The sequence below is a fragment of the Lentzea kentuckyensis genome (assembly GCF_002150765.1).
Taxonomy (GTDB): domain Bacteria; phylum Actinomycetota; class Actinomycetes; order Mycobacteriales; family Pseudonocardiaceae; genus Lentzea; species Lentzea kentuckyensis.
This window is the reverse complement of record NZ_MUYM01000038.1, coordinates 59,335-73,269: the sequence shown is the minus strand read 5'-3', so window position 1 is coordinate 73,269 and position 13,935 is coordinate 59,335. Positions and strand designations below refer to the sequence as shown.

The 13,935-nt window shown below is 70.4% G+C and carries 11 protein-coding genes; 5 read left to right on the top strand and 6 right to left on the bottom strand.

Annotated elements, in window-relative coordinates; all coding sequences use genetic code 11:
• Positions 1-23: 23 nt before the first annotated feature.
• From B0F77_RS19745 to B0F77_RS19735, 3 genes are all read left to right on the top strand, one after another.
• Entirely contained in the window at positions 24-812 is a 789-nt protein-coding gene (locus tag B0F77_RS19745; RefSeq protein ID WP_245848413.1) for a PaaX family transcriptional regulator, read from the top strand.
• A gap of 375 nt (positions 813-1,187) precedes the next feature.
• Positions 1,188-2,072 (top strand): thermonuclease family protein, encoded by an 885-nt coding sequence (locus B0F77_RS19740; protein ID WP_086664399.1) that lies wholly within the window; start codon positions 1,188-1,190, stop codon positions 2,070-2,072.
• Positions 2,062-2,571 carry a hypothetical protein gene (locus B0F77_RS19735; RefSeq protein ID WP_086664398.1) on the top strand — a complete coding sequence of 170 codons (510 nt, stop codon included), beginning with the start codon at positions 2,062-2,064 and terminating at the stop codon, positions 2,569-2,571. The genes B0F77_RS19740 and B0F77_RS19735 overlap by 11 nt, the downstream gene beginning before the upstream one ends.
• Before the next feature lie 6 nt (positions 2,572-2,577).
• Here the strand turns inward: B0F77_RS19735 and B0F77_RS19730 are convergent, their stop codons facing one another.
• A complete protein-coding gene (locus B0F77_RS19730; RefSeq protein WP_086664397.1) occupies positions 2,578-3,867 on the bottom strand; it encodes a cation:proton antiporter in 1,290 nt (429 codons plus the stop codon).
• A gap of 116 nt (positions 3,868-3,983) precedes the next feature.
• Here B0F77_RS19730 and B0F77_RS19725 point away from each other — a divergent pair, with 116 nt between their 5' ends.
• Positions 3,984-4,622: a VOC family protein gene (locus B0F77_RS19725; RefSeq protein ID WP_086664396.1), complete on the top strand. Its 639-nt coding sequence runs from the start codon at positions 3,984-3,986 to the stop codon at positions 4,620-4,622.
• 19 nt (positions 4,623-4,641) lie between these two features.
• On the opposite strand, the gene B0F77_RS19720 is transcribed toward B0F77_RS19725, so the two are convergent.
• The 5 genes from B0F77_RS19720 to B0F77_RS19700 all read right to left on the bottom strand — a co-directional run bounded on the left by B0F77_RS19720 (position 4,642) and on the right by B0F77_RS19700 (position 12,573).
• Complete coding sequence (locus B0F77_RS19720) at positions 4,642-5,007, bottom strand: cupin domain-containing protein (RefSeq protein WP_086664457.1); 366 nt, start codon at positions 5,005-5,007, stop codon at positions 4,642-4,644.
• Positions 5,008-5,194: 187 nt separating this feature from the next.
• Positions 5,195-7,837, bottom strand: a complete 2,643-nt coding sequence (locus B0F77_RS19715; protein ID WP_086664395.1) for a SpoIIE family protein phosphatase — start codon at positions 7,835-7,837, stop codon at positions 5,195-5,197.
• A 72-nt stretch (positions 7,838-7,909) separates the two neighbouring features.
• The gene (locus B0F77_RS19710) at positions 7,910-8,986 is read right to left on the bottom strand and encodes a VanZ family protein (protein ID WP_086664394.1); all 1,077 of its coding nucleotides are present in this window, start codon (positions 8,984-8,986) and stop codon (positions 7,910-7,912) included.
• Positions 8,987-9,050: 64 nt separating this feature from the next.
• Positions 9,051-9,767 (bottom strand): spermidine synthase, encoded by a 717-nt coding sequence (locus B0F77_RS19705; protein ID WP_086664393.1) that lies wholly within the window; start codon positions 9,765-9,767, stop codon positions 9,051-9,053.
• Positions 9,768-9,813: 46 nt separating this feature from the next.
• The gene (locus tag B0F77_RS19700; RefSeq protein WP_086664392.1) at positions 9,814-12,573 is read right to left on the bottom strand and encodes a sensor domain-containing protein; all 2,760 of its coding nucleotides are present in this window, start codon (positions 12,571-12,573) and stop codon (positions 9,814-9,816) included.
• Positions 12,574-12,773: 200 nt separating this feature from the next.
• On the opposite strand from B0F77_RS19700, the gene B0F77_RS19695 reads away from it, so the two are divergent.
• Complete coding sequence (locus B0F77_RS19695; RefSeq protein WP_086664391.1) at positions 12,774-13,934, top strand: beta-ketoacyl synthase N-terminal-like domain-containing protein; 1,161 nt, start codon at positions 12,774-12,776, stop codon at positions 13,932-13,934.
• Position 13,935 lies beyond the last annotated feature (1 nt).

Below are 13,935 nucleotides of genomic sequence, written 5' to 3'. Positions count from 1 at the left end.
GCCCAACATGTATCGTGGTGGACGTGACGCCGCAGTCGTTGATGCTCAACTTCCTCGGTCTGCACGTGTTCGGCCGCGACATCGCGGTCTACTCGGGCAGCGTGATCGACGTCTTCGCGCGCGTGGACGTCTCGGAGGAGGCCACCCGCTCGACGCTGACCCGGATGACCTCGCGGGGCCTGCTCACCAAGCACCGCAACGGCCGCAAGGTCTACTTCGGACTGACGCCGCGCGCGAAGGACGTCCTGCGGGACGGCGAGCGGCGCATCTGGCAGCGCGGCGCGGTGAACCGGGACTGGGACGGCACCTGGACGCTGGTCGGCTTCTCCCTGCCGGAAGGCCGCCGCAGTGACCGCCACGACCTGCGCTCGCAGCTGCAGTGGGCTGGCTTCGGTCCCGTGCAGAACGGCCTGTGGATCGCCCCCGGCACCCGCGACGTCACCGAGATGGTCGCCGACCTGGGCCTCACCGGGAACGTCACGGTCTTCACCGCCCAGCACGCCAAGCCGACCGAAGCCGCCGACCTGGCCGTCCGCGCCTTCGACACCGCCGCCATCGCCGCGCGCTACCAGGACTTCCTGGCCCGCTGGCGGCGGCCGCCGGCCGCGCTGCCGGACGACCTGGCCCGCCAGTTGCTGCTGCACGGCGACTGGCTCGACCTCGTGCGGCAGGATCCCCACCTGCCGGCCGAGCTGCTCGCCGGCGACTGGCCCGCGATCGAGGCGGAGCAGCTGTTCCAGACGCTCGCGACGCGCTACGTCGAGACGGCGACGCCGCTGGCCGCCGCGGCGATCGAGTCGATCGACGTGTGACGCCCGATCCCGCCCGGCGTCTGCAAGTACTACCAACCCAACATCAACAGGCCGGTAACTACACCCAACCTGTTCGGCACTCGTCGAACAGGTTGGGTGTAGTTGAGGGCGGTTTGATCATGAGTTGGTGGTACTTGCAGATGCCTGTCGGGCGGCGGCTCGGGTGTGGCGTGCCGCGAGAACGGCGTGTGTGCAGCGTGTGCGCAGCGTGCGGAATCAATCACAGCGCGCGTGCTGTGAAGGAAGTCGCCCAAATTCGATTGAACCTTTTTCGTTCTTGACGATTTCGTTGTGGGATGACAACACTTTCTCGACCACGACGACCAGCGCGTTTGTGCCAAGGAGTGTTCGCGCCTCAAGAATTCGGGACCACCATTGCCCAACCCAGTCGAGTCCGACGTCCACCGGAAGCCTCCCGGAATCGCCCGCCGTCTGTGGTGGCGCACCAACCAGCCCACCAGGATCGCGATCATGGGACTCGGTGTGCTCACCGTGCTCGCGACGACGGGAGCGGCGGGTGTCATCGGCGGCGCGGACCGGCAGGATCCGCGCGAGGCCCGGCCCGACGTGGCGGTGCACCGGGGCGACGACTTCGAGGTGACCGTCCGCTCGGTGTCCGATGTGGACTCGTTCGAGGGGAGCGAGCCCGCCACCGGGCTCTCCTTCCACGCCAAGGTGGCCGGGATCAACCTGATCACGCAGTGCTGGTTGGCGGAGTCCCGCGCCACCGCGGAGAAGCTGTTGCTCGGCAAGACCGTGTGGCTGACCGTCAAGAAGGACGCCATTTCCGGGGACGACGAGATCGCGGTCGACGTGCGACTGCCGGACGGGGCGGACTACGGGCAGGCCGTCGTGCACGCAGGTATGGCGACGGCCGACATGTCGACCCGCGGTGAGCTGTTGTCGGTGGAGGCCACCGCACGGGTGGAACGCCGCGGCGTGTGGGCGGCCTCGTGCGCTCCCGGCGCGGTGACGGCGACGTCGTCGAGTGCGCCGACCTCCACCACCACGACGGCGCCGACCACCACGACGACGACCACCGTCCCGCCTACGACGGAAACCTCGGAAGAGCCGCCTCCGCCGCCGAGCAGTTCCCCCGACCGGCCGCTGCCCGACGATGACGACGAAAAAGAGTGGGTCGACGCCAGGCTGGGAAAGCTCTGCTTCATCGAGGGCGCGCGCAGGACGTCGCCGGGCGGCACCGAACTGATCTGCGCCCGCAACAACAGGAACGTGCTGAGGTGGCGACGTGCGGACTGACGATCATGTCGACCTGTTCAGCAAGCCGGTCGTCGACCCGGCGCCCGTGCTGGCGGAAGGCACGCCGCCGCGTGGCCTGACCAAGGACGGCTGGGTGCGCACGACGGGCTGGCTCCAGGTCGGCGACCACCCGGTGAGCTCCGCGCACATCGCCGCGGTGGTGGGGCTGCTGTGGTCTGCGGTCGGCGCGGCCGTGCTGGTGAGCAGGGCTCCGGTGGTCGCCGGGCTGCTGGTGCTCACGACTCCGGCGCTGTGCGGGGTGTCGTGGTGGCTGCTCATCTCACGGGTGCGGCCGGCGTCCGCGGCCCGCAACGTCGAGACGACCTACGCGGAGGAACTGTCGCCGGGTGACCTGGTCCGGCTGTACGGCTCGATCGGCCCGGTCGGTCAGGTGACCGAGGTGACGGTCGGGGACGACGTCCGGGTCACCTTCCACGGCGGAGCGCACCGGTCGTGGCATCCCGGCCAGGTCGTGCACGTCGCGGAGTTGCTCACCTGACCTCGGTCACACGGGAGTCCTGGCCGCGGCGGTGTTGTGGTCGCGTGCCTTCTCCTCGCGCCTGCGGTCGAGCAGCCACATCGCCGGCGACGCGGACAGGCCGTGCACGAGGACCGAGCCGATGACGACCAGCCCGACGATCCGCCACACCGCGCCCTGCTCGGCGAACCGGCCTTCCTGCAGCGCGTAGGTGACGTAGAACAAAGACCCGACGCCGCGGACGCCGAAGAACGAGACGACCGCCCGTTCGCGCGGCCCCGTCCGGCCTCCGAGCAGGCCGAGCCAGCCGGTCAACGGGCGCACCACCAGCAGGATCACGGCCGCCACCGCCACCTCGAGCCACGTCGTGCCGGCGAGCAGTCCCGTGACCGCGGCACCGCCGAGCAGGAACACCAGCAGGACGGTGAGCATGCGCTCGGCCTGTTCGACGTAGCGGTGCAGGACCTGGTGGTAGCCGTGGTGCCGCTCGGCCGCCCTGATCGCACAGGCGCAGACGAAGACGGCGATGAACCCGTACCCCCCGACGAGCTCGGTGATCCCGTAGGCGAGGAAGGTCGCGGCGAGCGCGACGAAACCCTCCGCGTGTTCGGCCAGGCGGAACTTCTCCGACGGCGCGGAGAAGAACAGCTTGCCCAGCAGCCAGCCCACCCCGCCGCCGACGGCCAGCGCCGCGACGACGCGCCAGAGCACGTCCACCGCGAGCCAGTGCGGGAACCAGAGCGCCGGTGCGGCACCGGCCACGCTGATCGCGATCGCGGCGTAGGTGAAGGGGAACGCCAGGCCGTCGTTGAGCCCGGCCTCCGAGGTGAGGGCGAACCGGGCCTCGTCCTCGTCCTCGTTCGACTCCGGGTGCTCGGCGGGTTCGGCGACCTGCACCTCGCTGGCCAGCACGGGATCGGTGGGCGCGAGCGCCGCCGCGACCAGGACCGATGTCGCGATGCCGAACCCCAGCACCGCCCAGCCGAGCACGCCGACGAGCAGCATCGACAACGGCATGGTGATCGCCAGCAGCCGCCACGTGGTGGCCCAGCCGCGCGGACTCACCGCCCGGTTGAGCGCGAGCCCGGCCCCCATCAGCGAGATGATCACGCAGAGCTCGGTGAGGTGCAGGAGCACGGGAGCGTGCGCGACCGGGTCGGGGTCGGGCAGCGGTTCCACCACCGCGAACGTGAGCGCGCCCGCGCCGAGGAACAGCATCGGCATGGAGACCGGCGCGCGGTCGAGCAGCCGGGGCAGAAGTGCGGCGGCGAGGGTCGCGAGGCCCGCGCCGGCGTACAACAGGGGAGCGGGGTCCACGTCGCGCCTTTCGTCCGGACGGACCAGGTACCCGGCGGGGTCGTGCGCAAACCCGCGATCAGTCCGGTCAGGAATCAAGAAGCACCGCCGGGCGGGTGCCGTTTAGCGTTTCCGGCATGACCTCAATCGACGCGATCACCCTCGAAGTGGCCGACCTCGCGGCCGCCGAACGCTTCTACGCCAACGCTTTCGGGCTCGGCTCCCGGCTGCGCCTGCGGGCCGCGCAGGAACCGGCCACCGGTTTCCGCGGCTTCACCCTGTCCCTCACGGTGTCGCAGCCCGCGGACGTCAACGCCCTGATCGGCGGCGCGGTGGACGCCGGCGCGACGGTGCTCAAGCCCGCCGCGAAGTCCATGTGGGGCTACGGCGGCGTGGTGCAGGCCCCGGACGGCACCATCTGGAAGGTCGCCACCTCGGCGAAGAAGGACACCGGCCCGGCCACCGGACAGATCGACTCCGTCGTGCTGCTGCTCGGCGCCACCGACGTCGGCGCGAGCCGGCAGTGCTACCTCGACCAGGGCTTCACCGTGGCCAAGAGCTTCGGCCGCATGTACGTCGAGTTCGCCTCGTCGGGCACGGTGAAGCTGGGGCTGTACCGGCGCCGCGCCCTCGCCAAGGACGCCGGGGTCTCGCCGGAGGGCACCGGATCGCACCGGATCGTGGTGAACGGCGCCGGTTCGTTCACCGACCCGGACGGATTCGCCTGGGAGGCCCTGTCGACGTCAGGGCAGCCAGCCGGCCGGGTCGCCTCGTAGGTCGCCTGAGCCGCTGGGCTCAGTGCTGCTTGGCGTAGTCGTCCGAGCCCTGCCAGTCGATCAGCACGCACGGTTCGTCCCCGATGACCCACGCGTCGTGTCCCGGTGCGGCCATCATGAAGTCGCCGGGCCGGATCTCCTCCTCCTGGCCGTCGTCCATGACGATCATCATCCGGCCCGACACGCAGTAGCCCTTGTGGGCGACCTGGCAGCTGTCGGTCTGGGCGAGCGGCTTGACGTGGTCGGACCACCGCCACCCCGGCTGGAACACGGCCCGGCCGACCGGGCCGGAGTCCAGGTTGACCAGGTCCAGCTGACCCATGTTCTGCTCGAACGGGCGGGTCTCCTCAGGCTTGTCGAAGCTCTTGACCAGCAGACCGGACATGGCCGCCTCCTCGGTGATCGGTTGGTGGGGCACTGATCGAGGACAACACGCGGCGGGCACCGCGCGCTGGTGGCGCAAGACCCGTTCGCCAGGGCCGAAGGATGGAACCTGTTGGTAGTTTCGGGCTAACTCTGCGTCAGCTGTGCTCGGCCAGGTAGGTGCTGCAGGGCGTGGCGATCGGTCTCGATCACTTCGCCTGGCGCTTGTCGGCGTGACGCGTGGTGTGGGCGAGACCGGACAGGTCGAGGATGCGGGCAGGAGCACTGCCCGCACCGGCCACAATGGACAGAATGCGGCCGCGCTCCTTGGCCGATCCCAGTGCCTGCAACAACAACGCGACGCCGGAGCTGCTGAGGTAGTCGAGACCGCTGAGGTCCAGCTCGATCGGCCTGTCGTCCGCGGCCTCCACCCTGGTGAGCAGCTGCACGCGCAGGTCGTCCACGGTCGCGGTGTCGAGATCGCCGGTCAGCAGCATCAGCTGGACGTGGTCGTCGACCTGTTCGACCAGACCGGTCACCGCTGCCGGAGGACGGATCGGGGACGGGGCGGCCTCGGTGTTCGGTTCGGCCGGTACGTGGAAGCGGATGGTCGTCCCGTCGCCGCCGGTGTCCAGCTCGACCTCGTCGCCGATCGTGCTGATCAACGTCAGGCCGCGGCCCCGGTAGCCCTTGTCGTCCGGCGCCGGGCGCCAGCGGCCCTGGTCGGCGACGGTCACCCGGACCCCGCGGCCGGTGCACTCCAGCGTCGTGTCGAACGAACCGCCCTCGGCCGGGTACGCGTGGTCCACCACGTTCGCCGCGGCCTCGCCCAGCGTGAGCTCCAGGTCGTAGATCGCGTCCTCGGACAACCCGGCCACCGCCGCCCACGTCGTCGCGGCTCGTCGCAACGGTGACAGCTCGACGGAAAGGGCAGGCAGGTGGCGGTGCAAGGGCGGAGGAAGGTGCCTGGCCACCACGAGCGCCACGTCGTCGGACTGACCGTCCGGCAGCATCGCGGCGATGATCCGCCGCACCAGCGCGGCCGGGTCGAGGCCGGACGCGCCGGTCACCACGTCCGCGAGCCGTTGCATGCCCTCGTCGAGCAGCTCGCCCCGGCGTTCCACCAGGCCGTCGGTGTACAGCACCACCGAGGCACCCGGTGGGAACTCGGTCGTGTGCTGGCGGCGCAACGTCGGACCGCCCGCCCCCAGCACCTCACCGACGTCGGCCGGCAGCACCCGTGCGCCGGAGGGCTCGATCACCACGGGTGGCGGGTGCCCGGCCGCCGACCAGCACAGCTCCCCGGTGGTCCAGTCGAAGATCAGGCACGCGCACGTGCTGCCCGCCGCGCCGTTCACCCGAGTGGCGAACGCGTCCAGGCGCCGCAACGACTCCGCGGGGGAGTGACCGTCGAGCAGGTAGCTGGCCAGCGCGGTGCGCAGCTGTCCCATGACCGCGGCGGCAGCGGGGCCCTTCCCGACGACGTCGCCCACCGACAGACCGACGCGGGTCGCGGCGATCGGGACCACCTCGTACCAGTCGCCGCCGATCTGCGAGTGCTTCGCGGCGGGCAGGTACCTGGCGGCGGTCGTGAGCCTGGGCAGCACGGGGAGTTCGCGGGGCAGCAGGCCTTCCTGCAACGCGGCGGCGATCTCGTGCTCGCGCTGCAGCAGCAGCTCCCGCTCGGCCTCGGCCCGCCGGCGTTCGGTCACGTCCCGGCCGATCGCCTGCAGACCCGTCGGCGTCGGCTGGAGGCTGAGTTCCAGCGCGATCTCCGTGCCGTCCGCGCGGCGCATGGTCACCACGTGCGACGCGGACAGATCGGCCGGGAGCCCGTCCACGACGAGGTCGGCGACCAGGGTGCCGAGCAACTCCTCGGGTGCGTAGCCGAGCAGGTGGCCCGTGGCCGGGTTGACGGCGACGAACCTCAGGTCCTGGTCCAGCAACCAGATCGCGTCGGTCGCCCGTTCCACGAGCTGCCGGTGGCGTTGTTCGCTGTCGCGCAACGCCCGGTCGGCGTGCGCGCGCTGCATCGACTCCCAGCAGCGGTTCACCACGACCGACACCAGGTCGATCTCGGCCTGGGTCCACCGCCGCACGCTGGCCTGGTGCACCGCCATCGCGGCGACGAACCGCCCACCGCGCAACAACGGCAGGCAGATCACCGCGCGAATGCCCGTGACCCGGTACGCGGCGAGGTCCTCCGCGTCCAGCCGCGGGTCGTCGAACGAGTCGACCACCACCCACGGTTCGCCCGCGCGCATCGCGGCCAGCGCGCCGTTGCCGAACTCGCGCATCGCGAACCGCCCCGGCAGAGGAGGCAGGCCGGTCGCGTGGTCGCCGCTCATGACGAAGTGGTTCTCGTCCGCTTCCGTTCTGGCGTAAGCACACCGGTCGACGTCCATGTGCTCGCCGAGTAGCCGGGTCGCCAGCGACATCAGCTCTTCGGCGTCGTCGAGCAGTTGCGACTCGCGGTCGAGGAGATCGAGGAACTGCTGCCGTTGCAGCGCCGCCTGGCGTTCGGTCACGTCGATCAGCACGCCGCTGCGGACCTTGCCCCGCACCCGCGTCTTCTCCAGCAGCCACAGGAGATCACCGGACGCGGTGGTGACCCGGTAGGTCGACTCGTAGTCGGCCTCCGAGTCCCATCTGAGTCGTTCGCTCGCCTCGCGGTCGTCGGGATGCGTGATCCCGGCCCAGAAACCGGGATCGTCGAGCCAGCGCTGCCGGGAATGGCCGAGAAGTCGCTCGGCGGAGCGGGACAGGAACGTGATGACACGAGTGGTGGAATCACCGCGCCACACCACGACCGCGAGATCGTCCACCAGCGCGGCGAGCTCCGAGTCGTTCATGTCATCTCCACGTCCTCCACCTTGGCGAACGGAAACGACACTACTGGGAACGCCGGTCGCCTGCCCTTTGGTTCAGGCAGGCCGCGACAGCACCGGCGCGAGGTCGGCTTCGGCCGGCACGTCGCGCGTCCTGGCCGCGCGTTCGTGCCAGCCTCGCTGGTCACGCCGGAACACCGGGACGGCGAACGCCCCGAAGGCGAACAACGCCACGACGACGACGTCCAGCCGGCCGATGTTGATCAGCGGTGACACGACGATCGCGTAGGTGAGCAGTCCGGTGACGCCCAGCAGTTCGCGCAACGCGACCTGCAGCGGGTTGGCGCGGGAGCCGTCCTCGCCGCGGATCCGGTACCGCATCAACCAGCCGCCGATGGTCGTGCCGGGTGTCACGGCCGGCAGCACCACGCGGAACGCCACCAGCACGCAGAGGGCCCAGCGCGGGTCGGAGTGCAGCACCAGCTTGGCGATGACGAGCACCAGCATGAGCTCGGTGACCAGCCCGAGCAGTGTGCGGGGCACGGTCACGGTGCCGTCCGGAGAGGTCGACTCGGCGGAGCCCGGAACCCTGGGCACCACGAGCGCCGCCGGGCCCACCATCCACCCCAGCAGGCCACCGAAGGTGTTCGAGATCAGGTCGTCGACGTCCGCGATCCGGTACGGGCAGGCGTAGTAGCCGAAGTTGCCGGTGTACTGCACCACTTCCACGGCCAGCGACACGCCCAGCGAGATGGCGATGACGGCCAGCGGTCCCTTGCCGTAGGCCTTGCGCAGCACCATGCCCAGCGGGACGAACAGCGCGACGTTGAACAACTGCTGCAGGAACGCCTGCGACCTGACCATGGCCAGGATGCCGGAACGTCCGTTGGCCGCCATGTTGTTGCTCATGTCGGTCCACCACTGGAACGGAACGGTGGACAGCATCTGCTCGCCCTGGCACACCTGCGCCGGGTCGTCCGGGAACGGCAGGAAGATCAGCGCCAGCGCGACGAGTCCGTAGGCGAGCAACCCGTACAGCACGAACGCCCGGCGCGGCTCCACCCGCCCGAAGCGCCAGTAGTGCAACGACACCAGGGGGACGAGCACCAGCAGGCCGATGCCCACGAACGCCAGGAAACCGGTCCGGGCGGTTTCCCAGTACGACGCCATCATGAGCGGTCCTGTGCCCGTCGGCGTGACCGGGCAAACCAGGATCGCCGAGAATGCACCGAACGGCTCAGCCGCGTTTCGCGAGATACACGGTGTTGGTCGAGTCCTTGCCCTGCAACGGATTGGGGAAGCTCACGACCTCGGCGCCGACGTCACTGAACACCGTCGCGAGCGTGGCGGTGTAGTCGTCGTCCGGCGGGTCGTTGGACCACAGCGCGAACACCCCGCCGGGACTGAGCAGGCCGGCGAGGCGCCGCATGCCCTCGGGTTCGTAGAAGTCGGCGTTCGACGGGTGCAGCAGATGGCGCGGCGAATGGTCGATGTCGACGACGATCGCGTCGAAGAGCCTGCCGGGCGTCTCCGGGTCGAAGCCCTGGCCGGAGCGCAGCATGGCGAAGAAGTCACCGTGGACCAGCCGGCAGCGCGGGTCGGCCGCGAGCGCCTTCCCTGCCGGGATGAGCCCCTGCTGGTGCCATTCGATCACCTCGGCGAGAGCGTCGACGACCAGCAGCGAACCGACGTTCTGGTGCTCCAGCACCGTTTGTGCCGTGTAGCCGAGGCCGAGACCGCCCACGACCACCTGCAGCGGTTCGCGCGGGAGTTCGGCGAGGGCGAGGCGGGCCAGTTCGACCTCGGCGACGGTGAAGAGGCTCGACATCAGGAACTCGTCGTTGAGCTTGATCTCGTGGACGTCCGCGCCGGTGCCGGGGTCACGCCGTCGGCGCAGGGTGAGTTCGCCGAGCGGGGTCTGGCGGTAGTCGAGTTCCTGGAAACGAGCACTCATGCGCAGGCACGGTACCTCGCGGCCGCGGACACGATCGGGCGACCGGTCAGAGTGCGGCCAGCGGTACCGGCTTCCCGAGGAGGAATCCCTGGGCCTGGTCGCACCCGAGCGCCCGCAGGATCTCCAGCTGGTCGGGCTGCTCGACTCCCTCGGCGACGACGGTCAGGTCGACCGCGTGGGCCATGGCGATGATGCTCGTTACGATCGCCTCGGCCTCGTCGGATCGGCCCAGTCCCGCGGTGAAGGAGCGATCGATCTTGAGCGTGTCCAGCGGCAGGGTCAGCAGCTGGGCCAGCGAGGAGTAGCCGGTGCCGAAGTCGTCGATCGCGAGCCGCACGCCCAGTTCGCGCAACGCCGCGAGGGTGCGGGCGGCCAGGGCCGGGTCGCGCATCAGGGCGCTCTCGGTGATCTCCAGGCACAGCGAGCTGGGCGGCAGCCCCGCCTTGTGGGTGGCGTGCCGGATCGCGGACACGAGCCACGGGTCGTCGAGCTGGCGGGCCGACAGGTTCACGGTCAGCAGAAGCTCCGGCGCCAGTTCGGCGATCTCCCTGGTGGCGGCGTGCAGCATGTGGGCACCGATGATGTTGATCAGATCGCTTTCCTCGGCAAGCGTGATGAACTCCGCGGGGGAGATGAGGCCGTAGCGGGGGTGCGTCCAGCGCAGCAGACCCTCGACGGCCGTGCGCCGGTTCGTGCGGAGGTCGACGATCGGCTGGTAGGCGAGCCACAGCTCGTCGCCGAGCGGCGCCCTGCGCAGGTCCTGCTCCAGCTGCAGGCGGCGCTGGATGCGGTCGCGCAGCTCGACGTCGAAGAACGCGACGCGGCCGCGGCCCGTGGTCTTCGCCTGGTACATCGCGAGGTCGGCGTCGCGCAGCAGGTCGGAGCCGTCGCGCGGGTCGGTCGGTTCGGTGAGCACGATGCCGATGCTCGCGTCGACGTGCAGCAGCCGGCCGTCCACCGAGATCGGCCGGTTGAGCTCGGCGCGGATGTGGTCCGCGAGGGCGGTCGCCTCGTCCGGGCCGGACACGCCGTAGGCGATGACGGTGAACTCGTCGCCGCCGAGCCTGCCCACGACGTCGCCGCGGCGGGAGCCCTGGCTCAGCCGCGTGCCGACGACCCGCAGCACCTCGTCACCAGCGCTGTGACCGAGGGAGTCGTTGATGACCTTGAACTTGTCCAGGTCGATGAACAGCACCGCGGTGAGCCCGGACCGGTGCGCCCGCGCGGCCGTGCTGAGCCGGTTGATGGTCACCGTGCGGTTGCACAGGCCGGTCAGCGCGTCGTGCGTCGCCTCGTGCTCCAACCGGCTGTCGATCAGGCGGCGTTCGGTGATGTCGGTGAACGACACGACGGTCGCCGACGGCAGCTTTCCCTCGTGGGTGAGCGCGCGGGCGCTCAGCGACAGCCAGACGCGGCTGCCGTCCGGGCGGCGCGCGCAGACGATCCGCCCGTGCTGCGCCCGGCCGGTGGCCCTGGTGATGGCGGACGGGAAGTGCGTGGGCGGGATGGGCCTGCCGGTCTCGTCGTACAGCTCGGTCAGCGACGAGGACTTGCCGATCACCTCCCGGGCGCGGATGCCGAGGATCCGTTCGGCAGCGGGGTTCACGGACTCGACGAGGCCCGTGGAGCCGACGACGAGCACACCCTCGCCGATGGCGTCGACCACCGCCGTGAAGTGGTGCTCCGCGCGTTTGCGGGCGGTCTCGTCCGCGCAGATCAGCACGTACCCGTCCGCCGTCCGGGCGGCCGACACCCGCACCGCCAGCGCCTCGCCGTCGGGTCTGTGGTGCACCGCCTGCACCACGCCGCCAGCCTCCAGGACCGCCACCGGGTCCAGCGGTGCACCCACCACCTGGTCGATGGGTAGCCCGATCGCGTCGGCGGCGCTGCGGTCGTAGACCTTCTCCGCGCTGAGGTTCCAGCACGTCACGACGCCGTCGGGGGTGGTGCCGATGAGCGCGTCGCTGACGTGCTCGGCGAGCGCGGCCTGGTGCCGCAGCGCCGCCGCGGTCGCCTTCTGCTCGGTGACGTCCCGCATGATCACCTGGAACGCCGGCCTGCCCTCCCACGTCGTGCGCACCGACACCGACTCGACGTCGGTGGTGCCACCGTCGAACCTGAGCAGCACGGCCTCCGCCGGGTCGCTCGTCGCGCCCGGCACGGTCAGCTTCGCGATCCGGCTCAGCATCTCCTGCCGCGAGTCCGGGTGGACGAAGTCGGTGATCGGACGGCCGATGACCTCGTCGTCGGCCCCGGCTCGCACGAACTGGATGGCCGCCGGGTTCGCGTAGACGAGCCGGCCGGCCTCGTGCACCACGATCGCGTCCGGCGAGTGGTCCACCAGGAGCCGGTAGCGGTCGGCGAGATCCGCGAGCTCCTGCTGCTGGGTGTGCCGCCGGGTCACGTCGGCGACGACGCCGACCAGGGCCCTGGCGGTTCCGTGGGTCGAGACCCGTGCCCGGAACTGGAGCCAGCGCGAGCCGAGCGGCGTGTCGAGGGGCTGTTCGAGGTCGAAGTCCTGCCACGCCGGCGCCTCTTTCGCCGCCACGGTCAGCGGCGCGACCAGCTCGGCCAGCCGGGCGCGGACGGCGTCGGAGTCCGCGCCGGGCACGCCGATCACCACGTCGAGCCCCGGCATCCAGCCGAGCCGGTCCGCGCCGAGGTCGAGCCACCACACCACCGCGGCGCCGACCGAGAGCGCGAGTTCGGTCAGCAGGTCGTGGTCGAAGCCGGCGTCGCCGATCAGGCCGCTCACGTCGTGAGTCCCGGAACCGACGCTTCCTCGGGTTCGTGGTGGCGTTGCCATCGTGAAGTCCTACTACACACTTGACCGAAGCCGCATCTGTCCGGCGTGAACATGGTGTGCCGTTATATCCGGTCGCCGGATCCGCCCGGTGGTCAGGGCTCAATGTCCATTGTGGACGAATGAATGATGTCCGCTAGGGGTTGGTTTACACCGTTATCCTCGTGACAGAGGTGTCGGCCCTCGGTGTGGGGGAGCTGGATATGGTCGCGCGAGGTGTGGGTATCTGCGGAATCGGCGTGGTCAGCGGATACGGCTGGAGCCGTCAGTCGCTGTGGGAAGGGCTGGTGAGCGGCAAGCCCGCCGCCGAAGTCGTTCCTGAGCTGGGCCGTTTCCCCGGTGACACCGTCTGGGCGGCGTGTGTCGGCCAGGGCGGTGATCCGGCGGACGGGCCGAGCAGGTTCGCACAGGCGATGCGTGCCGCCGCCAGGGAGGCCATCGTGGACGCGGGCACCCGTGGCTGGCAGCCCGGTCGGAGAGTCGGCCTTTTGCACGCGGTGGTACTGGGCGAAGTGGACCTGTGGCGCGACTTCTACGTCACGCGCGGTGGCACCCTGCCAGTGCACGACTACCTGGCGTTGATGCCGTCCACTCCGATGTCGACGCTGATGCAGGAATACGGTTTCCATGGCCCCGCGATGAACGTCTCGGCGATGTGCGCGTCGGGCAACGCCGGTCTGCTCACCGCGAAGGCGTGGCTGGACGCGGGAATCGTCGACGACGTCGTGTTCGTCGCGACGGATCTTTCGCTCACGCCGGAGAACGTCGCCCACTTCGTCCGGCTCGGCGTCGCGATCGTGGACGCGGAGCCGCTGGACGCGTGCCGGCCGTTCCAGGAAGGCAGCAGGGGTTTCACGCTGGGGGAGGCGTCGGTGGCGTTCGTCCTTTCGCGACGTGCGACGCGTCCGTACGCCGTCACGCTCGGCGGCGCGATGTCGCACGACGCCTACCACGTGACGTCGATCGATCCCCGGCTCGACCAGATCACCGCGTGCTTCACCGACGCGCTGGACAACGCCTCGGTGAGCGCGGCCGACGTGCGTTATCTCAACGCGCACGGCCCCGGCACCGCGCAGTGCGACGCCGCCGAGGCGACCTTGCTGGAGCAACTGTTCGGGACGGACACCGAGGTCTACTCGGTGAAGCCGCTGACGGGGCATTGCCAGGGGGCGGCGTCGGCGATCGAGGCCGCGGTGACCGCGATGGGGTACGACCGCGGGATGATCCCCGCGCCGCCGGTGGTCGCGTCGGCACATCCGAGACTGCTGGACGGGCTGACGCCGGTCGCCGACGGCCTCACGATCAAGTCGTCGCTCGGCATGGGCGGCCACAACTCGGCGGTCGTGTTGGCGCCGCCGGGCTGAG

Coding starts and splice junctions, on each gene's coding strand:
- B0F77_RS19720 (WP_086664457.1), bottom strand. CDS start 5,007: ATGTCCGGTCTGCTGGTCAAGAGCTTCGACAAGCCTGAGGAGACCCGC.
- B0F77_RS19700 (WP_086664392.1), bottom strand. CDS start 12,573: ATGGCAACGCCACCACGAACCCGAGGAAGCGTCGGTTCCGGGACTCAC.
- B0F77_RS19705 (WP_086664393.1), bottom strand. CDS start 9,767: ATGAGTGCTCGTTTCCAGGAACTCGACTACCGCCAGACCCCGCTCGGC.
- B0F77_RS19715 (WP_086664395.1), bottom strand. CDS start 7,837: ATGAACGACTCGGAGCTCGCCGCGCTGGTGGACGATCTCGCGGTCGTG.
- B0F77_RS19710 (WP_086664394.1), bottom strand. CDS start 8,986: ATGATGGCGTCGTACTGGGAAACCGCCCGGACCGGTTTCCTGGCGTTC.
- B0F77_RS19725 (WP_086664396.1), top strand. CDS start 3,984: ATGACCTCAATCGACGCGATCACCCTCGAAGTGGCCGACCTCGCGGCC.
- B0F77_RS19695 (WP_086664391.1), top strand. CDS start 12,774: ATGGTCGCGCGAGGTGTGGGTATCTGCGGAATCGGCGTGGTCAGCGGA.